Raw genomic sequence first — 22,368 nt, 5'->3', positions numbered from 1 at the left:
GATTCGCCATGCACCCCTACTTTTCCCTGCAAGGCCGCACCGCCCTGGTGACCGGCGGCACCCGTGGTATCGGCAAAATGATCGCCAAGGCCTTTGTCGAGGCCGGCGCCCGTGTCTTCGTCTGCTCTCGTGACGCCGAAGCCTGTCATCAAACGGCGCAAGAACTCAGTGCCCTGGGCACTTGCCACGGCGTGGCGGCGAATCTGGCGACTGAAGAAGGCGTACAGGAACTGGCCGCGAGGCTGGGCGAGCAGATCACCCATCTGGATATTTTGGTGAACAACGCCGGCACCACTTGGGGCGCGCCGCTGGAAAGCTACCCGGTCAAGGGCTGGGAGAAAGTCATGCAGCTCAACGTGACGTCGGTGTTCAGTTGCATTCAGCAGTTCCTGCCGCTGCTGCGCAAAGCAGGGTCGGCGGCGAATCCGGCGCGGATCATCAACATCGGTTCTGTGGCGGGTATTTCGTCTTTCGGCGAGCAGGCGTATGCCTATGGGCCGAGCAAAGCCGCGCTGCATCAACTGTCACGGATTCTCGCGCGGGAACTGGTGAGCCAACACATCAACGTTAACGTGATCGCTCCAGGGCGGTTTCCGAGCAAGATGACCCAGCACATCGGCAATGATCAGCAGGCATTGGCCGAGGACACGGCACTGATTCCGATGAAGCGTTGGGGACGTGAGGAGGAGATGGCGGCGTTGGCGATCAGTCTGGCGAGTACGGCCGGGGCGTACATGACGGGGAATATCATTCCGCTGGATGGTGGGTTCAGCCTCTGAGATCGGCGGCGCGGCCATCAATGGCAAGTCACCACCGTACTCGGGTTATCATGCCCGCCCTGATTCCCGCCTCGACTGCAAACCATGACTTACAGCGTCTCTCCCATCGGCTTCGTGCGCTCCTGCTTCAAGGAGAAGTTTGCCATCCCTCGCCAACCGCAACTGGCCCCCGCTGCCCGGGGCGTGCTGGAACTGGTGGCGCCGTTCGATCAGGGTGACGCGGTGCAGGGTCTGGAACAGGTCAGCCACGTCTGGCTGCTGTTCCTGTTCCATCAGGCGCTGGAAGAAAAACCGCGCCTGAAAGTCCGCCCTCCCCGACTCGGTGGCAACAAGTCCATGGGCGTCTTCGCCACCCGGGCCACCCACCGCCCGAATGGCATCGGCCAATCCGTGGTGAAACTCGACAAGGTCGAAGCCAATCGCCTGTTCATCTCCGGCATCGACTTGCTCGATGGCACGCCGATTCTCGACATCAAACCCTACGTGCCTTACGCCGACATCATCACCAGCGCCTCCAACAGCATCGCCAGCGCTGCGCCGCTGTTGATTGACGTGCAGTGGACGGACGCAGCCTTGCAACAGGCTCACACCCACGCTCAGCGCCTTGCCGAGCCTCTGGTCGAGTTGATCGAGCAATGTCTGGCCCAGGATCCGCGCCCGGCGTATCAGACCCCGGCGCCGGAACGTGAATATGGCGCACAGTTCTGGGATCTGGATGTGCGCTGGCACTATCCGACCCCTCAACAGATTCGCGTCCTCGAAGTCATCCCCGCCAGCGCCTAAACCCGCGCCCAATGTAGATACCGTCTTGCCCCTCATCGGGCAAGGGCAATTTTCGGGTCAAATGGCTGGCCCGATTTAAGAACGGCGTAGACAAAATGTAGGAGTTTGCGCATCGCTGCACAGATGATTTGCTTGGGGGCCTTGCCGTTGGCCTTCAAGCGGTCCTTCATGGCGATGATTGCCTTGTTGTGCTTCAGTGCAACCAACCCAGGCATGTATAGACCCGCCCGAACGCGAGCCGATCCGATTCTCGAAATCACTGTTCTGCCTTTGAACTTTCCCGAGTCCTGCAGCTTTGGGTTCAACCCGGCGGCAGCGACCAGCTTGCGAGGGTCGTCATATTTACGCAGGTCGCCCAACTCGGCCAGCAGCCGCTCAAGGGTTTTCTGGCCGATACCGTCGATGGTCACGATCAAGTCGCGCATTTGGCGCATGTCTGGATCATCGTCGATGTGTTTTTTGATTGCTTTGTGAGTTTCAACGATCTCTTTCTCGATGTGACGCAGCACAGAGTTGATCGAGTCTTTGACCTTTTCGTCGGACACATCCAGGCGATTGAGCTCCATTTGCTCCATTTCCTGAAGGTCATCCAAGCGACGTACCATCGCCTTTAGCTGACGATATTTCAGCGGCTCTGGAGCCCAAAGCTGAAGCTTTTCAGCCTTTTCCCGAGCAAAGTCAGCGATCAATTTGGCGTCGCTTTTGTCGGTTTTGATCCGGCGCAGCTCGCTGTCAGCGTAAGCGTGGGTCGTAGCCGGATTGACGACGCAGACCCGGTAACCCTTGTTGTAGACGAACTCGGCAAGTTCCAGGTGATAAACGCTGGTGGCTTCCATCACGATCAGAGCTGTAGGCTCGACCTGCTTGTTCAGCCAGGCGTCAAACTCTTTGAAACCTTTTGAGTCGTTAGCCAGTTTGGCCTTGGTTTTGTGCTTGCCGTTTGGCAGGTGAGTGGCAATATCAAAGGTATTTTTAGCGACATCGACGCCGACGAAATTGGACATGACCGTTTCTCCATTAATCCGTTTTCGATCATCACTGCACTCTGTCCAACCTTGCGAATGCGGGCTCTCGCCAGAGACGGGCCCAAGATACCGTTCGAACTATACGAGTGAGTGTGGAGGGCTGGAGCACGATCTACATCACAGGCAAAAAGCCTAAGGAGCTGCACGGCTTCCAAGTCCCTCCCTCGATGATCAGTCGAGAACTATCGCTCCTGACGGAGCGATAGTCGAGATACAAGGAGCTGCCGCAGGCTGCGATCTTTTGATTTTGCTCTTCAAAAACAAGATCAAAAGATCGCAGCCTGCGGCAGCTCCTACAGGTGAATGTCGCGGGCATAAAAAGGCCCCCATTGCCAATTCAGACAATGGGGGCTTTTTCAGTGGGGCTTACTTCTCGACGAACGCACGCTCGATCAGGTAGTCACCCGGCTCGCGCATACGCGGCGACACGGTCAGGCCGAAGCTGTTGAGCACTTCGCTGGTCTCGTCGAGCATGCTCGGGCTGCCGCACAACATGGCGCGGTCGTCCTGCGGGTTGATCGGCGGCAGGCCGATGTCGCTGAACAGTTTGCCACTGCGCATCAGGTCGGTCAGACGGCCTTCGTTCTCGAACGGCTCGCGAGTGACGGTCGGGTAGTAAATCAGCTTGTCGCGCAGCGCTTCGCCGAAGAACTCATTCTGCGGCAGGTGCTCGGTGATGAATTCGCGGTAAGCGACTTCATTCACGTAACGCACGCCGTGGCAAAGGATGACTTTTTCGAAACGCTCGTAGGTTTCCGGATCCTGGATCACACTCATGAACGGCGCCAGTCCGGTACCGGTGCTGAGCAGGTAAAGGTGCTTGCCAGGCTTCAGATCGTCCAGCACCAGCGTGCCCGTAGGCTTTTTGCTGATGATGATCTCGTCGCCTTCCTTCAGATGCTGCAACTGCGAGGTCAGCGGGCCATCAGGTACTTTGATGCTGAAGAATTCCAGATGCTCTTCCCAGTTCGGGCTGGCAATCGAGTAAGCGCGCATAAGCGGGCGGCCGTTTGGCTGTTGCAGGCCGATCATCACGAACTGCCCGTTCTCGAAGCGCAGGCCCGGATCGCGGGTGCACTTGAAGCTGAACAGGGTATCGTTCCAGTGATGAACACTGAGGACACGCTCGTGGTTCATGTTGCTCATGTACGTTTGACTCCTGGATATTGGCTCTGCGCTTGCTCTGGGCTGAATAAATGCCGATGGTGCGCAATTGCATCGCATTCTAATAGCGCCGACAATATCTGTTAACTGGATTATTAAGATAAGGGTTATCGGTTATATCGATATGCGATTTACTCTCCGTCAACTGCAAGTCTTCGTCGCTGTCGCCCAGCAGGAAAGCGTATCCCGTGCTGCGGGTCTGCTCAACCTCTCGCAATCGGCGGCAAGCACCTCGATCACCGAACTGGAGCGCCAGTCCAGCTGCCAGCTGTTCGACCGTGCCGGCAAACGGCTGAGCCTCAATGCCCTCGGTAAACAGCTGCTGCCGCAAGCCGTGGCGCTGCTGGATCAGTCCAAGGAAATCGAAGACCTGCTCAACGGCAAATCCGGTTTCGGCTCGCTGTCGGTGGGCGCAACGCTGACCATCGGCAATTACCTGGCAACCCTGCTGATCGGCAGTTTCATGCAGCGCCACCCGGAAAGTCAGGTGAAGCTGCACGTGCAGAACACTGCCAATATCGTGCAACAAGTCGCTCACTACGAAATTGATCTGGGTCTAATCGAAGGCGATTGCAGCCACCCGGACATCGAAGTGCAGAGCTGGGTCGAGGATGAGCTGGTGGTGTTTTGCGCGCCGCAGCATCCGCTGGCCAAACGCGGCAGCGCGACCATGGAAGAGTTGACGCATGAGGCGTGGATTCTGCGCGAACAGGGTTCCGGCACGCGCCTGACCTTCGATCAGGCCATGCGTCACCATCGCAGTGCGCTGAATATCCGTCTGGAGCTGGAGCACACCGAAGCGATCAAACGCGCGGTGGAGTCGGGGCTGGGGATTGGCTGTATCTCGCGGCTGGCGCTACGTGATGCCTTCCGCCGTGGGAGTCTGGTGCCTGTGGAGACGCCGGATCTGGATCTGGCGCGACAGTTCTACTTCATTTGGCACAAGCAGAAATACCAGACCTCGGCCATGCGCGAGTTTCTCGATCTGTGCCGCGCTTTCACCGCCGGGGTGCAGCGCAGCGACGAGATCGTCTTGCCCACTATCGCTTAAAGCAGAATCACCGCCCAAACCAGAGCGATCATGGTCAAGGCCACGAATTGCGCGGCGCTGCCCATGTCCTTGGCGTTCTTGGACAGTGGGTGCAGTTCCAGGGAGATACGGTCAATGGCCGCTTCCACCGCCGAGTTCAGCAACTCGACGATCAGCGCCAGCAAGCACACGGCGATCAACAGCGCTTGCTCGACGCGGCTGACATTGAGGAAGAACGTCAGCGGAATCAGCACTACATTAAGCAGCACCAGTTGGCGGAACGCCGCTTCACCGGTGAAGGCTGCGCGCAGACCGTCCAGCGAGTAACCGGAAGCGTTGAGGATGCGTTTCAGGCCGGTCTGGCCCTTGAAAGGTGACATAAAGTGGAAACCAACTGAAAAGGAGTGAGAAAGCTAGATCAACGAAAGTCAAAAAAGCGTGAATACGCCAATAGTTATTGGCTGGGAATTGACTCAAGTTGTTGCAGCAGTAAAGCCGCTTGCGTGCGAGTACGCACATTCAACTTGCGAAAGATCGCTGTGACGTGGGCCTTGATGGTCGCTTCCGACACGCTCAATTCATAGGCAATCTGCTTGTTCAGCAAGCCTTCGCAGACCATGGTCAGCACGCGAAACTGTTGCGGAGTCAGGCTGGCGAGGCCATCACTGGCAGCCTTCGCTTCGGCGGAAACGCTGACCGCTTCGAACGCCTGCGGCGGCCAGAACACATCGCCATCAAGGACTTTGCGCACCGCTTCCTGAATCACGCTCAGGTCGCTGGACTTGGGAATAAAACCACTGGCACCGAATTCACGGGATTTGACCATCACCGAGGCTTCTTCCTGCGCCGAGACCATCACCACGGGAATCTGCGGGTATTGACCGCGTAACATCACCAGCCCGGAAAACCCGAACGCGCCGGGCATATTCAGATCCAAAAGGACCAGATCCCAATCAGCTTTTTCGGTGAGACGGGTTTCCAGTTCGGCGATGCTCGCCACTTCCACCAGCCGGACGTCCGGGCCAAGGCCCAGCGTCACCGCTTGATGCAGGGCGCTACGAAACAGGGGGTGATCATCGGCAATCAGGATGTCGTATGTGGCCATTTTTCAAATGATCCTGTTTTTGATGGCTGACCCGGTGTATTCGGGGTTCGCCAAAGCAACTCAAGATGCGCGTTTAAGCGGCATCCACAGGGGCACGTTCAACGCCAATAACCAGCAAACACGGCGTTTCAAACCTTGGCCGCACCCTAATCGGCGCCAAGCATGCCCAGCGAAGACGGGGTGGTCAAGCAGCACGGCCGCCGCCGCGTACAGTATGGGCCACTATTGGGCCAACTCCGGCTGCGGCTTTCGTATATAGGGTTGCAACTCGGCGTGAGCCGGCGTGGATTCATTCATGTCCAGCTGCAGTTTGGCGCCCAGATAATGCTGGCTGAACACGTCGAAATAGGCGTCCAGCGCCGAGGCCGCGTCACTGTCACCCGCCAGTTCCAGGCACAGCGCCGCGACCTCGGCGGTGCACAGGTGCTCGCTACGGGTCGAACGACGCAAGCGGTAGCGCGAAAGTTTGTCGGGCAACAGGCTGAGGATCGGCAGGCTGTCGAAGTACGGGCTCTTGCGGAAGATCTTGCGCGCTTCGGTCCAGGTCGCGTCCAGCAGAATGAACAGCGGCCGCTTGCTGTTATCGAGGGCGACGGTATTCGTCACGCGCGACGGCTCGACGTATTCGCCGGGAAACACCAGATACGGCTGCCATTGCGGGTCGTTGAGCAGCGCCAGCATCTGCGGGTCCGGCTCGGTGCGCGACCAGATGAACGCATGGTTATCGCGCACCACATCGGCAATCAGCCAACCGGTATTGCTCGGTTTGAACACTTCCTTGCCGGTCATGATCAGGCACACGCCGGAACGGGTTTCCACACTTGGCCGCCAGGCGCACAGGCAATGACTGATGATCACCCGGCAGTCGCGGCAACGTTCGGAGCGAAAGCCCCGGGCCTGAATCGGCTTGATGCCCTCGTCCTCGCGCTGATCGCGCAGGCGGGCTACGGCGTTGGGGGCATGGTTCATCGCAGGCAAGGCCGGCAGACAGGGAAATTCGACACGAACAACACTCGGCAGGGCAATAAAGGTCGGCAGTTTACCAGAGCAACGGGCACAAGCCTGTACCGTCCAGACCGGCTCCCCTATAATTCGCCGCCACTGAACGCACAGTCACGTGGCTGGTCGAACCACCAGTCACTGAACCAGGAGAGTTTCATGCTGCGCCTTATCGTTCCCACCGCTGCCATTCTGCTGGCGTCGTCCTTCACCGCTCAGGCTGCGTCCTTGAGTGAGCAGAATCTGAACAGAGAGCTGCGCAACGTCGCCGCCCAAAGCAGCGTCGGCACGCCTCGGGCAATCAATGAAGACATTCTTGATCAGGGCTACACCGTTGAAGGCACTCAGTTGATCAACCACCTGAGCGTGCAAAAGAGCCACGCCGACAAGATGCGTGCTGATCCAAAAGCCGTGTATTTCCAGCTCGGCGCCTCGGTCTGCAACAACCCGTCGTACCGCAAGCTGATGGCTAAAGGCGCGGTCATGCGTTACGACTTCACTGAAGTGAAAACCAATAAGGCGATCGGCTCCGCCAGCTATCAGGACTCGGATTGCCCGAAAGCCGCCCCGGCGAAGAAGAAGTAATCATCGCGAGTTGGCGCGCCGCTGTTCATCTTCGGCGCGCAGTTCGGCCACCAGTGCCTGTAAATAACGCGAACGGCGTTCCCCGCCTGCCAACCTGCGGCAGCACTCCTCTTCGAGACTCACTTGGTTGGTCTCGGCCGATGCTTTCAACATCCGATACAGCTGCGTATCGATCTCCAGAATCACTCTGGTCATGTTCCCTCGCCTCCTTGCCACCCGCAAATCCTTGAATCGCATGCACCTTGCGTATGGTGATTGACGCAAAATTTGCATGGTGCCTGCCTGAGAGTTAATCAGAGGGTTTGCCGTCCGGCACACGTTCGGACGAGCGGTGGTGCAATTGGCTGAAAAACAATAAGCGGTTGCCAGTCAGGACTTTGCAGCGCAATGATCAAGTCAGCGCAAATGCGTGCAAGGGTCTAGATTCAAAGTATTCCCGCTCACTGGTTCAAGGCAGGAAAGGAACTGCCGATTGTGTGTTTTTTTGCAGCGCGGCACTGACGCCGCTCGTCAGGGCCACCCGCTCTGTGCAGAAGGAGACGTTGAATGCCTTACCAACCGAATGACCTGCTCAGCCGTCATTTTCAGGAAAGCGGCCCCGACCTCATCAGCCAGGTTGAAGAGCAACTCAACCGTGTTTCACCCAACAGTCCGAATATTCCCATCTATCGCGACATGATCCTGACCGTGCTGCGCATGGCACAGGAAGACCACAACCGCTGGAACGCCAAGATCACCCTGCAAGCTTTGCGCGAGCTGGAGCAGGCGTTTCGCGTATTGGAGCAATTCAAGGGGCGGCGCAAAGTCACCGTGTTCGGCTCGGCGCGCACTCCAGTCGAACATCCTCTGTATTCGATGGCTCGGGAACTCGGTGCGGCGTTGACGCGTTCGGACATGATGGTCATCACCGGTGCCGGTGGCGGCATCATGGCCGCCGCGCATGAAGGTGCCGGACGTGATCACAGCCTCGGGTTCAACATCACCCTGCCCTTCGAGCAACATGCCAATCCGACGGTGGGCGGCACAGGTAATCTGTTGCCCTTCCACTTCTTCTTCACCCGCAAGCTGTTCTTCGTCAAGGAAGCTGATGCATTGGTGCTGTGCCCGGGCGGGTTCGGCACGCTGGACGAAGCACTGGAAGTGCTGACGCTGATCCAGACCGGCAAAAGCCCACTGGTGCCGGTGGTCTTGCTGGATGCGCCGGGTGGCACGTTCTGGCAGGGGGCGATGGATTTCATCCACCAGCAACTCGCGGACAATCACTACATTTTGCCAACCGACACGAAGCTGATGCGGTTGGTCTACACCGTCGAGGAAGCGGTGGAACAGATCACCCAGTTCTACAGCAACTTCCACTCCAGCCGCTGGCTCAAGCGCCAATTCGTGATCCGCATGAATCACAAACTCAGCGACCAGGCGCTGGAGCATATGCAGGAAGCCTTTGCCGATTTGTGCTTGAGCGACCAGTTCCATCAACACGCCTACGCCGGCGAAGAACACGATGAAGCGCAGTTCAGCCACCTGACGCGGCTGGCCTTTGCTTTCAACGCCCGGAATCACGGGCGTTTGAGGGAGCTGGTGGACTACATCAACTTGCCGGACAACTGGGCCGACTCCAAACCACCGACCGCGCAACGCAGCCGAGAACCGTCGAAAGTCATTTAAAAGGCAAAAAAAAAACGGCCCGCTATTTTCATAGCGGGCCGTTTTTACTCAAGCGTGTTAATCGTCCATTCCTCTACCGCTGAACAAGCGGTTGATCATCTCCATCGAAAAGCCCCGATACGCTAGGAACCGGCCTTGTTTGGCACGTTCTTTGGCATCAATCGGTAAATGCCCGGAGAATTTCCGCTGCCACGTTTCCTTAAGTTGCTCCTGCCAACTGATACCGCTTTCGCGCAGGGCGAGTTCGATATCGGCACGTTGCAAACCACGCTGGCTGAGTTCCTCGCGGATTCGCAGAGGGCCATAGCCGGAACGCGCTCGGTAGGAAACAAAGCTTTCAAGATAACGGGCTTCGGAAAGCAGCCCCTCTTCCGTCAAACGGTCGAGGGCTGTTTCGATCATTTCCGCCTCGGCGCCGCGCTGACGAAGTTTACGCGTCAGCTCGACTCGACCGTGCTCGCGACGTGCGAGCAGGTCCATGGCGGTTCGCCGCACCGCGACGAGGGTATCAAGTACAAGTGTCATTCAAAGACTTCAAACGTCGATGTCGGCCTCGGCCATATCGTCGACCTTGTCACGGGTCGCCAAAGCCTTGACGTCTGCTGCTGGCGCCAGCAGCTTGTCGCGCAGTTGCTTCTCGAGCTTGGCGGCGATTTCCGGATTGTCTGCCAGGAACTTGGCCGAGTTGGCCTTGCCCTGACCGATCTTGGTGCCTTCGTAGGCATACCAGGCGCCGGATTTTTCTACGAAACCGTGCAGTACACCCAGGTCGATCATCTCGCCGTTGAGGTAGATGCCCTTGCCGTAAAGAATCTGGAACTCGGCCTGACGGAACGGCGAAGCCACTTTGTTCTTCACAACCTTGACGCGGGTTTCGCTGCCGACCACTTCGTCGCCTTCCTTCACCGCGCCGGTACGGCGGATGTCGAGACGAACCGATGCGTAGAACTTCAGCGCGTTACCACCGGTGGTGGTTTCCGGGCTACCGAACATCACGCCGATTTTCATGCGGATCTGGTTGATGAAGATCACCAGGCAGTTGGCGTTCTTGATGTTACCGGTGATTTTACGCAGCGCCTGGGACATCAGACGGGCTTGCAGGCCCACGTGCATGTCGCCCATTTCGCCTTCGATTTCAGCCTTCGGCACCAGTGCAGCCACGGAGTCGACGATGATCACGTCAACGGCGTTGGAGCGCACCAGCATGTCGGTGATTTCCAGGGCTTGTTCGCCAGTGTCCGGCTGGGAAACCAGCAGGTCGTCGACGTTGACGCCCAGTTTGCCGGCGTACTCAGGGTCGAGGGCGTGTTCAGCGTCGACGAATGCGCAGGTCGCGCCAGCCTTTTGAGCCTGGGCGATCACGGACAGAGTCAGTGTGGTTTTACCGGAAGATTCAGGACCGTAGATTTCAACGATACGGCCTTTTGGCAGGCCGCCAATGCCGAGTGCAATGTCCAGACCCAGAGAGCCAGTGGAGATGGATGGGATCGCCTGACGGTCCTGATCGCCCATACGCATTACGGCACCCTTGCCGAATTGACGTTCGATCTGACCCAGGGCCGCAGCCAAGGCTTTCTTCTTGTTGTCGTCCATTAAAGTCCTCACGTAATCAATAAGGCCTGACGGCCAACACCTGTATAAGTAGCCAGTATTATTCCACAGCGTTCGCGGATCGCCTACCCCTGATTTTCGATTTCTCGTGCCGCCAGTCGCAGGAGCCCCTCTAGCGCGGCCTTCACCGTTTGTCGGCGGACTTCATCGCGGTTGCCGGGAAAGTGCTGCACCTCGCTGGAAACCACATCGTCGACACCCCAGGCCAGCCACACCGTGCCCACCGGTTTGTTCGGCGTGCCGCCGTCGGGGCCGGCCACGCCGCTGACCGCCACGGCGAACCGTGCCAGGCTTTTCTCCTGAGCGCCGCCCACCATCGCCTCGACCACTTCGCGACTGACCGCCCCCACCGTGCCGAACAGCTCGGCCGGCACGTTGAGTTGCTGGGTTTTCTGCCGGTTGGAATAGGTCACGTAACCGGCCTCGAACCACGCCGAGCTGCCCGGAATCCGCGTAATGGCTTCGGCAATCCCGCCACCGGTACAAGACTCGGCCGTAGTGACGTGGGCATTGAGCACTTGCAGACGTCGGCCAAGTTCGGCGGCCAGTTGAGTGATCTCTTTCACGGTGCGCTCCGGATCGGGTGGAATGGGTCCCACCGTACACGAGCCGGTTGCGCTTTCAATACACAAGCTTATTCAAAATGTGCGGGCGCCAATGCTCTGACATAGGCCTGACAGGCTTGCAAGGCAATCAGTCCGCGGTCGCCGGTGTCGGTGATGGCGACAATTCGTTGAGCATGCGCCGGGTCAAGTCGGGCGCGTACGGTTGCATGATCCACGCCGCCGGTGCCGGCGGTGGCTGGCACCGTACAGCCGGCGGCAACGTCGCCGGCGTCGAGAAGGACTGACAGGCGCACATCAGCAGTGGCAAGGCGATCGCGCAGGCGATCCTGATCACGTTGGGCATCGGTCATGGCTCGAAAATGGTTTTGTTCACTGGCCGCGAGCCGTTGCTCCAGGGCCAGACGTTTATCCTGCTCGGTCTGATGTGCGGTGGCGGCGGCAATGGTCTGTTGATTAAGGGCTTCGGCGTTTAACCGAGCCTGCTCGGCCAACTGCCGACCATACCGCCAGTCCTGAAACTGCCAGGCCAGCGCCGCCGCCCCGGCGGCGAGCAAAACAACGCCAATCACTCGCCAGGGGATTGGCATAGCACCGCCCTCGCCCGCGCCCAGATTTCCAGCCGATCCTGCAAACCGTTCAACCCGCCGTTGATGCGCCGGGTGATCGAGTTGAACTGGTCGCGGTCGGCCAGTTCGTTCAAGCCGTTCTTTTCCCAGAACCATGCAGCGGATTCGGCGGCCCATTGCGGTTGTTCCAGCAGTTCCGGCAAGGACAGCAAACGCTCATCGCCGAACAAGCCGAGGCTGCATTGGCGATAGTTGGCGCGACCGGTGATCTGGATCAGCCCGCGACCGCGGTACTTTTGGCCATCGCCATCGGCCTCAGGCGTGTTGCCCAGCCGTAACGCCAAGGTGCCGGTGTCGTACTTGCTCAGGTACTGGTTGTTGCCCAACTCGCGCACGTACCGCAACTGGCCCGACTCGTGGCCGATTTGCGCGAGGAATGCAGCGATACGTTTGGGCGTATCGATACGACGGTTGGCCATGGCGCTGTTGAGCGCAGAAACAAAAACGCCCGCTTGGGTGCGGGCGTTGGGCATGATGTTGATAAGGTTGTTTTCAGTTATTTGCATAATGCGTAATCCTCCCTGGATGCCCGGATTGAATCATGGTTGGGCACGGATGCCTGCCAACCATTTTTTTGCCAGAGTTTTCACGGAGCTGTCCGGTGCAGCCTTTTCGAGTGATTCATTCAATGGCAGGACCTGTCCGCCTGAGAGCAACCAATCCTGATACTCAAGCCAGTCGCGATTGGTCGGATCCTGCGGGATAAACGCTGAATCACTCACCCGCAGCACGCCACACATCGTCAGTTGATAACCCATGTTGCACTCCTAGAGTTCAGCATCTGCTGTCCATTCAATCTGCAAGCCGTTGCCGGGCTGGCTGTTTACAGGCGTCACCGTGCCAACTGCGAAACTACGCTGTGTCACACTTTGTACAATTGTTCCCGTGCAGGCAGCTCCAATCGAGTAGTTCCAAACCTGGTTACTAACATTTGCAGGGCAATAGAGCACGACAGTAGGCTGCACTCTCTTTTGCACCTGCATGTCTACGGCCATACCGTATTGACCGACATTTGCAGCCGCTGCCTGGGTAAACGTGACAATGCATGTACCCGTGCCATTGTTCGCGCCAATCGTTAAACGGTCGGCAAAAGACTTCTCGAAATAACGCCGACAAAGCACGAATTCTTCAGCCATAGGGCGGTACTCGAATGGCGTGGAGACTGGTCCCTCCTCCAACTGCACTCTTGCCAGATCAACTGTTTGCAAGACGTTCAGCGGAAGATCGAAAGCAAGTCTCAGGCAATCATTCGCACCGAGCATTTTTCCCGCAATGACCGGCACCTGAAACGTTGCGGTGTATCTGGCCCAGGCGGTGCTCAATTGAAAGACGTCGACCGCTTTCACAACGGCTTCCGAACCGCCAGCCCCAAAAAACTGGCCTATCGTCACCTTCAACGGCCGTGCGGCATCGGATCGCGCCCAAAAGGTCACAGTGGCGGTTTTCCCGGCCAATGTTCTGACCGATTCAATGCTCTGGGAAACTGTATGCGTGGTCGCACCGACACCCGCCGTGGTTTGTTGCCAGCGCAAAAAATAGCTCGGCTCGCCGGACACTTCTGCCTGACCGGGGGCGAAGTCCTGGCGAGAGATGGTCACGGCGGCATTGCCATTCCAGTCACAGCGAAAACGGTCGGCTACATAACCGCCAATACTTGGCCCTTGGTTGGTCGTACCACGCTGCCAGATATCGAATCCACCATTGATCAACAAATTCCTGCGGTACACCTGCACCGGAAACTGTTGCAACGGATCGGGTTTGGACAATTGCCGGATAGCCTGAGCCAATTGATCAGTCTGTTGCTCGTCCGGTTTCAAACCAGCCGCGATAATCGCGCTGAGTATTTCCTGAGTAACACTATTGCCCCAGACCGCCGGAATCAGCGATCCCGGCGTTCCGGCTATCGCATCTTCATCAACAAACTTGCCGTCGACCAGACCGGAGCTGGCGACACTTCTTGGATAATCCACGTTAATTCCTCTTCAGGTCAGCGACGGCTCAACCGTTGACTCGGAGCAAGCTTTCCAGCCAGTCGGGGTTGACCGGGCGGGAGCGTGCCTCCGGAAAGTCCGGATCGTTTGGCCAGTCGCGCAACGCTTGTCGATACGCCAGCAGTTGTTTGAACTCTTCGACGCGCAAGGTTGTGCCCTCGCCCATTTCCAGTTCTTCGCTATCACGAAGGACCAACCACTGAGTCAGCTCCAACGCTTTGTCTCGCCACGCTCGCTCTTGCGCGTCGCTGGACGGTTCCGCTAAAAATATCCGCTCCGGTCGTCCTTCAGTATTCAGTGAAAGAACCGTACCTTTTGGAGCATTCGATACCAGCCCGCAGTAGTCACCTTCGCTTAGTGCAAACGCGTCGGAAGGAATACTCACTCCATGTAAATCCGAATGATAAAAACCAGAAGTTGCCGGCGAGAAATAATACATAGTCAGTACCCTATTCCTATGATTCGGGCGGAGATGGACGAATTGGAATAATCAGGACAGCGCACATTGATGCCCACTTGCCGACTCACTGTAGAAACAGCATTCCATGTCAGAAACGTTGCTGTTGAAGTGCCTTCATGGGTGGCAACTGCAAGAAACAGAGCATTAGGAAATGCCAATGGCCATAGATTCAGATCACCGTAGTTGTTATTGCCTGACTGACTGGCGCTGCCGTTAATCCACTGGATGATCAAGCCACCCATCCAGGACGGAAAAACGATGTAGCCTGAAATCCCCAGCTTCACCATGAATCCAAGTCTGAGTTTTTTCGGAGTCACAATAGACGCGTCGCTAGCGCCAGCATTGACCTCTGCCTGAGAAGCAACTTTTGCAATGCCTACGATGGACTCTGTCGCCTGTTGGATTTTTTTCGCAATGGATTGGACTACGCGCAACGGTGTCATCAACTTGGTAGTACTCGCAGCAGACTCCGCATCCTCCTGACTCGCCAAGCTTTCGCTGTATTTCTTCGAGATCAGCGTATTGATAGCTGCTCTTAACTGAGTGTTATCAGCTTCGTCCGCGACTGCTCCTGAGCTTCTGATAACTTCAAGAATTTCCTGCGTGACGCTATTGCCCCAAGTTGCCGGAATCAACGAGCCCGGCGTTCCGGTGATTGGGTCTTCGTCTACGAATTTGTTATTGATCAGGCCGGCACTGGGCACACTTTTCGGGTAATCCATCACGCTACTCCATGTTTAAAAAATAAGACGTCAGCCATGAAATCCTGCCATCCACACCGGTGCTGACGGGTGGAAAACTTCTGCCGGGAAATGATCCGAATCGGGCCAGTCACGCAAGGCCTGCCGGTACTCCAGCAGCTCCAGATATTGCTGGGCCTTAAGTGTCGTGCCGCGGCCGAGTTCCTGTTCATCGCGATGACGCGTCACCCACCACTCGGTGGACGAAAGGCTCGTCTGCCGCCAAGTGCGCGCAGCCGCCAATGGCTCTTCTTCCTCCGCTGCGACTTGCGGGATAACCAAAGGATTTTCTGTTACGAGCAACGACTCGTTGCCCTGGCGAAGTTCGCCGACTGGCCCACCGATTTCGACCTCCATGCCTTCCGGCACCTGCACCATTGTCTCGACGAAGGCTGGGGCGAACAGTTGGGTAATCAGGTAATCACCGGTATCGATCAGTTCGACCGCGACACCGTTTTCAACTCGTGCATAACGGGCCATTATTCGTACTCCCAGATTTCACAAAAGGCGTTTCCGCCAGCGCCGCTGACCACTGAGGCGGACGGGTTGACCGAGCACGAACCACTGCCACCTGAGCCGCGGATGCCGGCGTTGCCAGCCGTGTTCGATCCGGTGAAAGGGGCCCCGCCATCGAACGGACTGGCGGCTCCGCAACCGGAGAGCAATCCCCAATTTGCATTGCTCATTCCAAATCCGCCGGAGAGTCCCCGAGCGCTGCAAAGATTGCCGCCCGTGACCGCTCCGCCGACCCCACCCTGTATGAATCCGGACGAGGTGGCAGTGGTTACAATCGCAAGTTTCTGCCCGCCGCCGCCTCCCGAAACACTCATATAAGCGCCAAAAGAAGCGCCGCCCCCCGATAAGCCCGTGCTGTTGCTCACCACTCCACCAGCGCCTAAGGAAACAGGTACACCGCTGAGCATTTGCGCAGTCAAGTCATACAGGCTTTCGGCATAGGCACCGGACCCACCGCCGCCTCCCAGGATTTGATTACCCGTCGGAACGGGCATGCATCCGCCGCCCGATCCACCTGCGCCGACTAACCGCACACGAATGCGTTTGGCTCTCGGGTTTGGCACATAAACCGTGATCCCGATCGTCTCGATCTGCCTCACTGCCAGCAACCGCCCCACCGCATCAGTGATGCCGTAACCCGCCAGCGTGGTCGGGGTATTTTTCAGTTTGGTGAAGTCGACCAGTGCACCAATGGCAGTCGCCAACTGATCGGTTTTGGCTTCATCCGGCGTTAACCCGGCAGCCTTGATGGCATTGAGTATTTCTTGCGTGACACTGTTGCCCCACTCGGCGGGGATCAACGATCCCGGAGTACCGGCGACGGGGTTTTCATCGACGAAACCGCCGTTGACCAAGCCCACACCGGGGATGCTTTTTGGATAGTCCACTGTTTTACTCCCTGTGCAGCAATCAGCTGTCTACGGTTGCGCCAGGTGCGGTCGGCCAAGTGATTTCCTCAGGGAAACCAGCGTGCTTTTCGATGCGGTTGAGTTCAACGCTGTACAGCTTCCATTCGAGCAGGCGCAGTTGTTCGTCATGGCTTGCATCACCGACGTCTTCGGCGTATTGGAGGGGCGCGATGCGCAGGACGGCGTCACGCAGCAAGGTGTCACGCAGAGCAATCACTTTGGCCTTTAAGTCCGCCAGACGCAGGGGTTCATTCAGCACCCATGCGTTGTCCTGCCAGAGATGAAATTCGTCGGGGCACGGCTCGGCAGTGAGGTCTTCCGGCAGGGCTCCCAATTCACTCCAGGTCTGTTTCGCACCGTTATCTTTGCGATAGACGGTGCCACGTAGGTCGATCAGCTCGCGAGGCACACCGTTGGCCATCGCCCAGGTACGCCCCTGTTCCGCTTCTGGCAATTCGTAAGCCAGTTGAACCGCGTTAGCGGGCAATTGAACGCCGATGCCTGGCGTCACAAAAAACTCCACCGGCCCCACAAGAGCGCCGGCGTCATCCATTAAGTAATTGAACATGCTGAGCCTCAGATAACCTTGATGCGGCCGGGATAGGCGACGTTGCGGGGACGGGACGTAAACGTATACAAAAGCGTGTTGGCAGCGTCCTGCTGGCAACTGGTGCCTGCGGGAAAAATCGGGCCGCCGTTGCTCGGTTTGACCCATGTTTGATTTTCGTGAGTCTGCTGCCCCACCGCAGAAAGGCTGTCAGACCAGCGCGAACCCACCGTCCCGGCGCCGTTTGCCCCCAAGGCATACGAATGCACCGTGCCGGCTTGATTGGTACCCATGACGCGGCCGACGTCAGCGTTACGCCCCTCGTCCAGAACCCGCAGGAATTCGCCGCGCAGTTCCGGGCCTCGAAAGGTCAACGCGCCATCACCTAGCGTCCAGTTACCTTCATTTCCAGCACGGGTTGCCTCGGTATTGAGCATTCCCGAACGTTGGGCGTGATCCCACAGCCATGGCCACTCGGCACGATTCATCAACGTGCCGTTGAGCGCGCCATAACCACCGGGGCTCAGCACCACGGTGGTCTCGAAAAACGGCCTGCCTAACGGGGTGTTGTCGAAGCGACCAACCGGCCACCAACTCCCCGCACCATCACTGCGCAAATGCCACCAGTCCCCACCGCCCATCAGTACGAAGAATGGATAACCATTCGGCGAAAGGTGCGTATGAAAACGGATGCGGTCAGTGCCGGAAGCCTGGATCACCAGACGATTGCCGCTGTTGTCCACACGACGAACAATCACATCGCGTACACCGAGTGCGACGTTGGCCGGCGGCAACAGCACGGTCATCGGAGCCGGGCTGCCGTCGATCAGCACGAGACCGAGTTCTTGCTCGGTCAGCGTTTTGGAAGCAGCCAGTCGAGTGATGACCGAACGCATAGGACTGCCGTTCCCGACAATCGCCTGAATCGCTTTGAACAACTGATTGTTGTCCCCTTCAGAAGCCACCAGCCCGCCACCGATAATCACACTCAGGACTTCCTGAGTAACGCTGTTACCCCACACCGCCGGAATCAACGATCCGGGCGTGCCCGCCACCGGGTTTTCATCAACGAAGCGGCCATCGACCAGGCCGACGCTGGGGACGCTTTTTGGATAATCCATAAATTTTTCGTTCCTCTGAAATACAAATGAACCGCGTCCCGAGCGCTGCCATTGCAACCTCGTCCACGGTCGGTTTCCGAAAATAAAAAAGCCCACTTTGGAGTGGGCTTTGGTGATACAGCACGAAGGGATCGCAACTGATTGATCGGATAACCGATCTTGATCGGAGCAATATTTCAAGCCACTCGTTGAGACAACCGGGCAAGCCACTTAGGCGTTTGTGGGCGCGACGCGGTATCAACGGCATCGCTTGCGGCGGGCCAATCACGCAGGGCTTGGCGATAGGCGAGCAACTTCGCAAACTGCTTGGAACTCAAACTTGTTTGTACTCCGGCGTCTAGTTCATCGCGATGACGGATCACCAGCCAGTCAGACTCGATGAGCACTGCGGTGCGCCATTGGCGCTCCGCTGTTGCTGCTGCGTCCTGCGAAACGGTCACGGCGGCAGGCTCACTGAAGGTGTCGTCCTTATAGATCCAACCGGTGGAGACCGGCTTGCCAATGGGAATCACAACGCCGCAATCGACGTCTCCGTTCACCAAAGCAGTCACCAAACCGTTTTCGATAATGGCTTTCATAGTCAAACCTCCCAACGCACGCGCGCATTGATGACACCTGCCGCACTAAGGTTCTGCGCCCACGCGACAATTAACACACGTCCCATATAACGGTCCGTAAATCCACCCTCTGGTACAACCTGCGTCCCTGACACAGCTACCCCGATCTCTTCACTGACCACGCCATAATCGGTTTTCACGTTGCCGTCAAAATCGTAGATCCCTGCAATGTACGCGCGCGGTTTACGGGCCCAGTTCAACGTTACCGAGTAACTGCCACTGGCAGCGGACCAGACCCCTACGGCTTCAAGCCGCGCCTTGTTCGCCAACAGCGTCAGCTTGGGCGCCGTCCCTGCGCCTGCAGTCACCACTTTGGCTACAAGCATGTCGATACAGGTGGAGTCGAATCCGCCACCGCTGCCCCCGGTTCCGCCCTTCAATGCCGCTGGGATCGCATCGGTATCGGCACCTTTTTGCATGTAGCAAACCAGTGCCCCGTCACGCACCTGCAATCGCAGAAAATAAGTGCTGTTGATATCAAGCGCAGGCGATGCCCAAGCTGTCGTCAACAAGCCACGCGGCCGAGCTGTCATGCCAACGGTCACTTCTTCGCAGAGACTGACCAGAACACCGCCCGGTACCGACACGTTGCCTCCCGCCGAGCCGCTCGCAGCGGTCACTGCGATGCGGCCATCAACCGTAGCCACCGTCGGAAATGCCAGCGCGGCGAAGGGCAAGGCATCCTGGGACAGCACGGTTTTGAGTGACTTGAGCAGTTGGTTCGACTCACTCTCGGAAGGCACCAGACCTGCCGCGCGAATCACGGTCAGCAGCTCCTCGGTCACCGCATTGCCCCAGGTGGCTGGAATCAACGAGCCCGGCGTGCCGGTCAACGGGTTCTCATCGACAAACTTGCCATTCACCAGACCGGAACTGGGCACGCTCTTCGGATAATCCATATCGTCATTCCTCCCTAGTCATAATTGATGTGCACCTTGGTATGCGCTGGCGCGCTGCGGTGGATCAGGCACTCCAGCGCCGAGCCCGGGTTCACGCCGAAGCGCTCGCCCCAGTAACTCGCACCAAAACGCCGGCCAAGCAGCAGGCGGCCGCCGGTGTTGAGCGTCCACATGAATTGCGCTTCCCACGTTCCCCAATGCGCCGCGCCGAACCGTGCACGGCCCATGCGTGGGGCTTCGTGTTCGGTGATGCTGGCGTTGGGGTAGCCCTGGCTCTTGGCGATTTCGAGGTAGTAGCCGACGGCCTGGCTGCCGACCGCGAGCAAGCGGCGACGCACGGCGAGGCGGCGGTCGTCGAACAGTGGCGTGGCACCCAGGCACGGGTCGGGCAGGTCCATCACCCGCTCCCAGTCCGGCACCAGTTCGCTGACGCCGGCCGGGTCCATTTCGTTGAGCAGGTCGGCGGCGCGGGCGTCTAGGCGGGCCAGTTCGACGGCGACACCTTGCAGCACTTCCTCCAGTTCCGGCACGCGCTCCGGGTCCCATGCCGGGCCGCTCGGCAGCAAGGCACGTAACTGCGCCTGGTATTGCGCGGCGGTTCTTATGCCCCCCATACGCAACCTCCAAAGGTCAGCAGTTCACTTTGCCCGGCCGGCACGTCAGCGGCCGGCGCGGTGAGCGTGTGATCGTATTCGCCACCGGCGCTGCTGATGGCTTCGCGGATATGGCTGATCAGCAACGGCACGCCGAGGTCGGCCTCGCGGTTGTGCAGATCGCGCAACTGCGCTTCGACGGCGGCGCGTACAGCGGTGGTGTCCGGGTTGACGCTTTTGAAGCGATAGACCACCGGCACCTGAATCGGTCGCTGCACATGGACTTCGGCGGTGACCGGGCGCAGCGGCTCGATGTAGTCCTGAACCTCGGCCAGTTGCTCGTCGTTCGGCACGGGTTGCGGGTCTTCATCACGCATGATGAAAACCGTCACCGTGCCCGGCCCGAGCAAACCACCACGGCACCATGCGCGGGTCACGCCCGGCACTTCCAGCGCCCAGGTTTCATAGTCGCTGGCAGAACCGCCATGCGGGATGACGCGATAGGAACGGATCACCCGCGAGCGCAGCGACTCCAGGCTTTCCCGCGCCACACCGCCACTAAGCCCCGGCGCCAGCACCACGAAACTGTTGCTGACGACGCCGGTAATCGGCTGCACCGGATTCAGTGCCAGACCGCCATCGGCATTACCAAGACTGCCGGCATCCAGTGCGGCGATGGTGGTGCTGTTGCTGCCATTCACCGTGGTGCGCGAAGCGGTGACTTTGTAAGTACGACCGTCGCTCGATTGCAGCAACGTATCGACGTCGAGCACCGCACCGGCGGTCGCAGTAAAACTGACGCTACCGGTGGCCACTTGCGCGGGTTTGCGTGGCTGGTTCAGGCGCAATGCAGCGATGCGCTCCAGGGTCGATTCATCGGCCTTGTCCGGCAGGATCTGCTCGGCAATCCAGTCGAGATAACCGTACAGACCATAAGCGGCGCCACCTAAGGTGCGGGCCAGCACTTGCGCATCGGACTGGCGCAGCGAATCGCCGGCCAGGTCGCTTTGGGTGCGCTTGATCAGCACCGGTAGCGAAGGGGTTTCAAACGGCATAGATCACCTGCCAACTGTTATCGGGGTTGATGTCCAGACGTTCACCATCGGCCAGGGTCAGGACCGTGCGCAGGTTCAGGCGCTGGGCGTCGAGGCGTTCGCTGATGATGTCGATGGCGCTGCAGTGGCCGTCGTCGATCAGCCATTGCAAGGCTTCACGGGCATAGAACTCGGCATCCATCTGGGTCTGTCGGGTCAGCTTGACCCGGCGCAACAGCCACAGCCGCGAGCCGATGCGGTCGTCGGCGACGGTGGGAAAGGTGTCGCCCCACCAGCCGTAGCGTTCGTCGTCGTCGAGGGCGTCGTCATCGGCGGCACGGCGCCAGGTGAACAGGCTGATGAGCACGGCACGGGTCAGCGCGGCATGGAGGTTCTGGCTGATGAACATCACTTGCCTCCTGCCGGCGCACCGGTCTGGCCGTTGCCGGCCTGCACGCCGACGTGCACGTGTTTGATCTGGCTGATGCCGCCGGCGAGTTGATCGCCAGTGGAAACGATTTTCCCGGTCTGATTAATGACTGGTGTATCGAAGTTCACAGCGGTACTGGCGCGGATATTCAGCGTGGCGGTTTCGATGTCGATGATCCGCCCGCGCTTGAAGTGAATCTTGTCGCCCTCGTCGGTGTAGATCGCCACTTCACCGGCGGCCAGCGATTGCAGGCGATAGCGGCGGTCGGCGACTACCAGGGCGATGGCGTGGGAACGATCACCGCCGAGGAAGGTGACGACGCCCTCGGCGCCAGCCAGCGGGTGGCTGGTGAAACCGTAGGGTTCGAAGTGCTCGAGGTCGTCGTTGACTTCCCCGGCGGTGAGGCGCATTTGCAGCGATTGCAGCTTGGATGCCGAATTGGCGAGCACGACAGTGCCGCGCGCCAGCAGGCGTGTCAGTAGGCTCATGGGGTGTCCTTCAAAAAATGGCCCGAACGGGATCAATGTGGGAGCGAGCCTGCTCGCGAATGCGCTGGATCAGGCACTGTGATGCT

30 protein-coding genes are annotated in these 22,368 nt (G+C 58.6%); 5 read left to right on the top strand and 25 right to left on the bottom strand.

Annotation, left to right across the window (positions count from 1 at the left end; translation table 11 throughout):
- The first annotated feature begins 8 nt into the window (after positions 1 to 8).
- Both ACA074_RS06135 and tsaA read left to right on the top strand, forming a co-directional pair.
- On the top strand, positions 9 to 779 hold the full coding sequence (locus ACA074_RS06135; protein WP_497658836.1) for an SDR family oxidoreductase: 771 nt from the start codon (positions 9 to 11) through the stop codon (positions 777 to 779).
- Between the two features lie 84 nt (positions 780 to 863).
- Entirely contained in the window at positions 864 to 1,562 is a 699-nt protein-coding gene (gene tsaA / locus ACA074_RS06130) for a tRNA (N6-threonylcarbamoyladenosine(37)-N6)-methyltransferase TrmO (RefSeq protein WP_497678617.1), read from the top strand.
- Between the two features lie 32 nt (positions 1,563 to 1,594).
- On the opposite strand, the gene ACA074_RS06125 is transcribed toward tsaA, so the two are convergent.
- Positions 1,595 to 2,566, bottom strand: a complete 972-nt coding sequence (locus ACA074_RS06125) for an IS110 family RNA-guided transposase (protein WP_497657519.1) — start codon at positions 2,564 to 2,566, stop codon at positions 1,595 to 1,597.
- A 387-nt stretch (positions 2,567 to 2,953) separates the two neighbouring features.
- Positions 2,954 to 3,733, bottom strand: a complete 780-nt coding sequence (gene fpr, locus ACA074_RS06120) for a ferredoxin-NADP reductase (protein WP_002554680.1) — start codon at positions 3,731 to 3,733, stop codon at positions 2,954 to 2,956.
- Between the two features lie 142 nt (positions 3,734 to 3,875).
- On the opposite strand from fpr, the gene ACA074_RS06115 reads away from it, so the two are divergent.
- Positions 3,876 to 4,802, top strand: a complete 927-nt coding sequence (locus ACA074_RS06115) for a LysR family transcriptional regulator (RefSeq protein WP_187679092.1) — start codon at positions 3,876 to 3,878, stop codon at positions 4,800 to 4,802.
- Here ACA074_RS06115 and ACA074_RS06110 read toward each other — a convergent pair.
- From ACA074_RS06110 to ACA074_RS06100, 3 genes are all read right to left on the bottom strand, one after another.
- On the bottom strand, positions 4,799 to 5,161 hold the full coding sequence (locus tag ACA074_RS06110) for a diacylglycerol kinase (protein ID WP_129390014.1): 363 nt from the start codon (positions 5,159 to 5,161) through the stop codon (positions 4,799 to 4,801). The genes ACA074_RS06115 and ACA074_RS06110 overlap by 4 nt on opposite strands.
- A 74-nt stretch (positions 5,162 to 5,235) precedes the next feature.
- Positions 5,236 to 5,886, bottom strand: a complete 651-nt coding sequence (erdR, locus tag ACA074_RS06105) for a response regulator transcription factor ErdR (RefSeq protein ID WP_042557931.1) — start codon at positions 5,884 to 5,886, stop codon at positions 5,236 to 5,238.
- A 222-nt stretch (positions 5,887 to 6,108) separates the two neighbouring features.
- A complete protein-coding gene (locus ACA074_RS06100) occupies positions 6,109 to 6,855 on the bottom strand; it encodes a tRNA-uridine aminocarboxypropyltransferase (RefSeq protein WP_497678616.1) in 747 nt (248 codons plus the stop codon).
- A 189-nt stretch (positions 6,856 to 7,044) separates the two neighbouring features.
- Between ACA074_RS06100 and ACA074_RS06095 the strand changes: the two genes are divergently transcribed.
- Positions 7,045 to 7,470: a PA3611 family quorum-sensing-regulated virulence factor gene (locus ACA074_RS06095; protein ID WP_187679094.1), complete on the top strand. Its 426-nt coding sequence runs from the start codon at positions 7,045 to 7,047 to the stop codon at positions 7,468 to 7,470.
- Here ACA074_RS06095 and ACA074_RS06090 read toward each other — a convergent pair whose 3' ends face one another.
- Positions 7,471 to 7,665 (bottom strand): hypothetical protein, encoded by a 195-nt coding sequence (locus ACA074_RS06090; protein WP_401270014.1) that lies wholly within the window; start codon positions 7,663 to 7,665, stop codon positions 7,471 to 7,473. It lies immediately after the preceding gene.
- Between the two features lie 351 nt (positions 7,666 to 8,016).
- Here ACA074_RS06090 and ACA074_RS06085 point away from each other — a divergent pair, with 351 nt between their 5' ends.
- Positions 8,017 to 9,135, top strand: a complete 1,119-nt coding sequence (locus ACA074_RS06085) for an LOG family protein (RefSeq protein ID WP_497616719.1) — start codon at positions 8,017 to 8,019, stop codon at positions 9,133 to 9,135.
- 57 nt (positions 9,136 to 9,192) lie between these two features.
- Here the strand turns inward: ACA074_RS06085 and recX are convergent, their stop codons facing one another.
- From recX to ACA074_RS05990, 19 genes are all read right to left on the bottom strand, one after another.
- Complete coding sequence (recX, locus tag ACA074_RS06080) at positions 9,193 to 9,660, bottom strand: recombination regulator RecX (RefSeq protein ID WP_187679097.1); 468 nt, start codon at positions 9,658 to 9,660, stop codon at positions 9,193 to 9,195.
- 9 nt (positions 9,661 to 9,669) lie between these two features.
- The gene (gene recA / locus ACA074_RS06075) at positions 9,670 to 10,728 is read right to left on the bottom strand and encodes a recombinase RecA (protein WP_187679098.1); all 1,059 of its coding nucleotides are present in this window, start codon (positions 10,726 to 10,728) and stop codon (positions 9,670 to 9,672) included.
- 83 nt (positions 10,729 to 10,811) lie between these two features.
- Positions 10,812 to 11,312: a CinA family protein gene (locus tag ACA074_RS06070; protein ID WP_187679099.1), complete on the bottom strand. Its 501-nt coding sequence runs from the start codon at positions 11,310 to 11,312 to the stop codon at positions 10,812 to 10,814.
- 68 nt (positions 11,313 to 11,380) lie between these two features.
- A complete protein-coding gene (locus ACA074_RS06065) occupies positions 11,381 to 11,899 on the bottom strand; it encodes a lysis system i-spanin subunit Rz (RefSeq protein WP_497678615.1) in 519 nt (172 codons plus the stop codon).
- Positions 11,878 to 12,444, bottom strand: a complete 567-nt coding sequence (locus ACA074_RS06060; RefSeq protein WP_497678614.1) for a glycoside hydrolase family 19 protein — start codon at positions 12,442 to 12,444, stop codon at positions 11,878 to 11,880. The genes ACA074_RS06065 and ACA074_RS06060 overlap by 22 nt, the downstream gene beginning before the upstream one ends.
- A gap of 33 nt (positions 12,445 to 12,477) precedes the next feature.
- A complete protein-coding gene (locus ACA074_RS06055) occupies positions 12,478 to 12,696 on the bottom strand; it encodes a hypothetical protein (protein WP_497678613.1) in 219 nt (72 codons plus the stop codon).
- A 9-nt stretch (positions 12,697 to 12,705) separates the two neighbouring features.
- Entirely contained in the window at positions 12,706 to 13,908 is a 1,203-nt protein-coding gene (locus tag ACA074_RS06050; RefSeq protein WP_489878323.1) for a carbohydrate binding domain-containing protein, read from the bottom strand.
- A gap of 28 nt (positions 13,909 to 13,936) precedes the next feature.
- Positions 13,937 to 14,368, bottom strand: coding sequence for a phage tail assembly chaperone (locus ACA074_RS06045; RefSeq protein ID WP_489878322.1), 432 nt, complete (start codon positions 14,366 to 14,368; stop codon positions 13,937 to 13,939).
- Between the two features lie 2 nt (positions 14,369 to 14,370).
- Positions 14,371 to 15,111 carry a gp53-like domain-containing protein gene (locus tag ACA074_RS06040; RefSeq protein WP_497658832.1) on the bottom strand — a complete coding sequence of 247 codons (741 nt, stop codon included), beginning with the start codon at positions 15,109 to 15,111 and terminating at the stop codon, positions 14,371 to 14,373.
- Between the two features lie 30 nt (positions 15,112 to 15,141).
- Positions 15,142 to 15,609 carry a phage tail assembly chaperone gene (locus ACA074_RS06035; RefSeq protein ID WP_497678612.1) on the bottom strand — a complete coding sequence of 156 codons (468 nt, stop codon included), beginning with the start codon at positions 15,607 to 15,609 and terminating at the stop codon, positions 15,142 to 15,144.
- Positions 15,609 to 16,532 carry a glycine-rich domain-containing protein gene (locus tag ACA074_RS06030; protein WP_497658831.1) on the bottom strand — a complete coding sequence of 308 codons (924 nt, stop codon included), beginning with the start codon at positions 16,530 to 16,532 and terminating at the stop codon, positions 15,609 to 15,611. Before ACA074_RS06030 ends, ACA074_RS06035 begins: the two co-directional genes overlap by 1 nt.
- A gap of 22 nt (positions 16,533 to 16,554) precedes the next feature.
- Positions 16,555 to 17,121 carry a tail fiber assembly protein gene (locus tag ACA074_RS06025; protein ID WP_497658830.1) on the bottom strand — a complete coding sequence of 189 codons (567 nt, stop codon included), beginning with the start codon at positions 17,119 to 17,121 and terminating at the stop codon, positions 16,555 to 16,557.
- An 8-nt stretch (positions 17,122 to 17,129) separates the two neighbouring features.
- Entirely contained in the window at positions 17,130 to 18,221 is a 1,092-nt protein-coding gene (locus tag ACA074_RS06020; protein WP_497678611.1) for a phage tail protein, read from the bottom strand.
- Between the two features lie 176 nt (positions 18,222 to 18,397).
- Complete coding sequence (locus ACA074_RS06015) at positions 18,398 to 18,799, bottom strand: phage tail assembly chaperone (RefSeq protein WP_497616707.1); 402 nt, start codon at positions 18,797 to 18,799, stop codon at positions 18,398 to 18,400.
- Positions 18,800 to 18,801: 2 nt separating this feature from the next.
- Positions 18,802 to 19,737: a hypothetical protein gene (locus tag ACA074_RS06010; protein WP_497678610.1), complete on the bottom strand. Its 936-nt coding sequence runs from the start codon at positions 19,735 to 19,737 to the stop codon at positions 18,802 to 18,804.
- A gap of 14 nt (positions 19,738 to 19,751) precedes the next feature.
- Positions 19,752 to 20,351 (bottom strand): YmfQ family protein, encoded by a 600-nt coding sequence (locus ACA074_RS06005; RefSeq protein ID WP_100847363.1) that lies wholly within the window; start codon positions 20,349 to 20,351, stop codon positions 19,752 to 19,754.
- Positions 20,339 to 21,385, bottom strand: coding sequence for a baseplate J/gp47 family protein (locus ACA074_RS06000; RefSeq protein ID WP_497678609.1), 1,047 nt, complete (start codon positions 21,383 to 21,385; stop codon positions 20,339 to 20,341). The genes ACA074_RS06005 and ACA074_RS06000 overlap by 13 nt, the downstream gene beginning before the upstream one ends.
- On the bottom strand, positions 21,375 to 21,773 hold the full coding sequence (locus ACA074_RS05995; RefSeq protein ID WP_187679114.1) for a phage GP46 family protein: 399 nt from the start codon (positions 21,771 to 21,773) through the stop codon (positions 21,375 to 21,377). The genes ACA074_RS06000 and ACA074_RS05995 overlap by 11 nt, the downstream gene beginning before the upstream one ends.
- The gene (locus ACA074_RS05990; RefSeq protein ID WP_401269992.1) at positions 21,773 to 22,282 is read right to left on the bottom strand and encodes a phage baseplate assembly protein V; all 510 of its coding nucleotides are present in this window, start codon (positions 22,280 to 22,282) and stop codon (positions 21,773 to 21,775) included. The genes ACA074_RS05995 and ACA074_RS05990 overlap by 1 nt, the downstream gene beginning before the upstream one ends.
- Positions 22,283 to 22,368: the final 86 nt, after the last annotated feature.

Source organism: Pseudomonas sp. LBUM1655, from assembly GCF_059716085.1.
This window is presented reverse-complemented; position numbering and strand designations above follow the sequence as displayed.

What these genes read in the sequence shown, in the direction of transcription:
- ACA074_RS06135 (WP_497658836.1), top strand. Translation starts at nt 9, where the DNA reads ATGCACCCCTACTTTTCCCTGCAAGGCCGCACCGCCCTGGTGACCGGC.
- tsaA (WP_497678617.1), top strand. Translation starts at nt 864, where the DNA reads ATGACTTACAGCGTCTCTCCCATCGGCTTCGTGCGCTCCTGCTTCAAG.
- ACA074_RS06125 (WP_497657519.1), bottom strand. Translation starts at nt 2,566, where the DNA reads ATGTCCAATTTCGTCGGCGTCGATGTCGCTAAAAATACCTTTGATATT.
- fpr (WP_002554680.1), bottom strand. Translation starts at nt 3,733, where the DNA reads ATGAGCAACATGAACCACGAGCGTGTCCTCAGTGTTCATCACTGGAAC.
- ACA074_RS06115 (WP_187679092.1), top strand. Translation starts at nt 3,876, where the DNA reads ATGCGATTTACTCTCCGTCAACTGCAAGTCTTCGTCGCTGTCGCCCAG.
- ACA074_RS06110 (WP_129390014.1), bottom strand. Translation starts at nt 5,161, where the DNA reads ATGTCACCTTTCAAGGGCCAGACCGGCCTGAAACGCATCCTCAACGCT.
- erdR (WP_042557931.1), bottom strand. Translation starts at nt 5,886, where the DNA reads ATGGCCACATACGACATCCTGATTGCCGATGATCACCCCCTGTTTCGT.
- ACA074_RS06100 (WP_497678616.1), bottom strand. Translation starts at nt 6,855, where the DNA reads ATGAACCATGCCCCCAACGCCGTAGCCCGCCTGCGCGATCAGCGCGAG.
- ACA074_RS06095 (WP_187679094.1), top strand. Translation starts at nt 7,045, where the DNA reads ATGCTGCGCCTTATCGTTCCCACCGCTGCCATTCTGCTGGCGTCGTCC.
- ACA074_RS06090 (WP_401270014.1), bottom strand. Translation starts at nt 7,665, where the DNA reads ATGACCAGAGTGATTCTGGAGATCGATACGCAGCTGTATCGGATGTTG.
- ACA074_RS06085 (WP_497616719.1), top strand. Translation starts at nt 8,017, where the DNA reads ATGCCTTACCAACCGAATGACCTGCTCAGCCGTCATTTTCAGGAAAGC.
- recX (WP_187679097.1), bottom strand. Translation starts at nt 9,660, where the DNA reads ATGACACTTGTACTTGATACCCTCGTCGCGGTGCGGCGAACCGCCATG.
- recA (WP_187679098.1), bottom strand. Translation starts at nt 10,728, where the DNA reads ATGGACGACAACAAGAAGAAAGCCTTGGCTGCGGCCCTGGGTCAGATC.
- ACA074_RS06065 (WP_497678615.1), bottom strand. Translation starts at nt 11,899, where the DNA reads ATGCCAATCCCCTGGCGAGTGATTGGCGTTGTTTTGCTCGCCGCCGGG.
- ACA074_RS06060 (WP_497678614.1), bottom strand. Translation starts at nt 12,444, where the DNA reads ATGCAAATAACTGAAAACAACCTTATCAACATCATGCCCAACGCCCGC.
- ACA074_RS06055 (WP_497678613.1), bottom strand. Translation starts at nt 12,696, where the DNA reads ATGGGTTATCAACTGACGATGTGTGGCGTGCTGCGGGTGAGTGATTCA.
- ACA074_RS06045 (WP_489878322.1), bottom strand. Translation starts at nt 14,368, where the DNA reads ATGTATTATTTCTCGCCGGCAACTTCTGGTTTTTATCATTCGGATTTA.
- ACA074_RS06040 (WP_497658832.1), bottom strand. Translation starts at nt 15,111, where the DNA reads ATGGATTACCCGAAAAGTGTGCCCAGTGCCGGCCTGATCAATAACAAA.
- ACA074_RS06035 (WP_497678612.1), bottom strand. Translation starts at nt 15,609, where the DNA reads ATGGCCCGTTATGCACGAGTTGAAAACGGTGTCGCGGTCGAACTGATC.
- ACA074_RS06025 (WP_497658830.1), bottom strand. Translation starts at nt 17,121, where the DNA reads ATGTTCAATTACTTAATGGATGACGCCGGCGCTCTTGTGGGGCCGGTG.
- ACA074_RS06020 (WP_497678611.1), bottom strand. Translation starts at nt 18,221, where the DNA reads ATGGATTATCCAAAAAGCGTCCCCAGCGTCGGCCTGGTCGATGGCCGC.
- ACA074_RS06015 (WP_497616707.1), bottom strand. Translation starts at nt 18,799, where the DNA reads ATGAAAGCCATTATCGAAAACGGTTTGGTGACTGCTTTGGTGAACGGA.
- ACA074_RS06010 (WP_497678610.1), bottom strand. Translation starts at nt 19,737, where the DNA reads ATGGATTATCCGAAGAGCGTGCCCAGTTCCGGTCTGGTGAATGGCAAG.
- ACA074_RS06005 (WP_100847363.1), bottom strand. Translation starts at nt 20,351, where the DNA reads ATGGGGGGCATAAGAACCGCCGCGCAATACCAGGCGCAGTTACGTGCC.
- ACA074_RS06000 (WP_497678609.1), bottom strand. Translation starts at nt 21,385, where the DNA reads ATGCCGTTTGAAACCCCTTCGCTACCGGTGCTGATCAAGCGCACCCAA.
- ACA074_RS05995 (WP_187679114.1), bottom strand. Translation starts at nt 21,773, where the DNA reads ATGTTCATCAGCCAGAACCTCCATGCCGCGCTGACCCGTGCCGTGCTC.
- ACA074_RS05990 (WP_401269992.1), bottom strand. Translation starts at nt 22,282, where the DNA reads ATGAGCCTACTGACACGCCTGCTGGCGCGCGGCACTGTCGTGCTCGCC.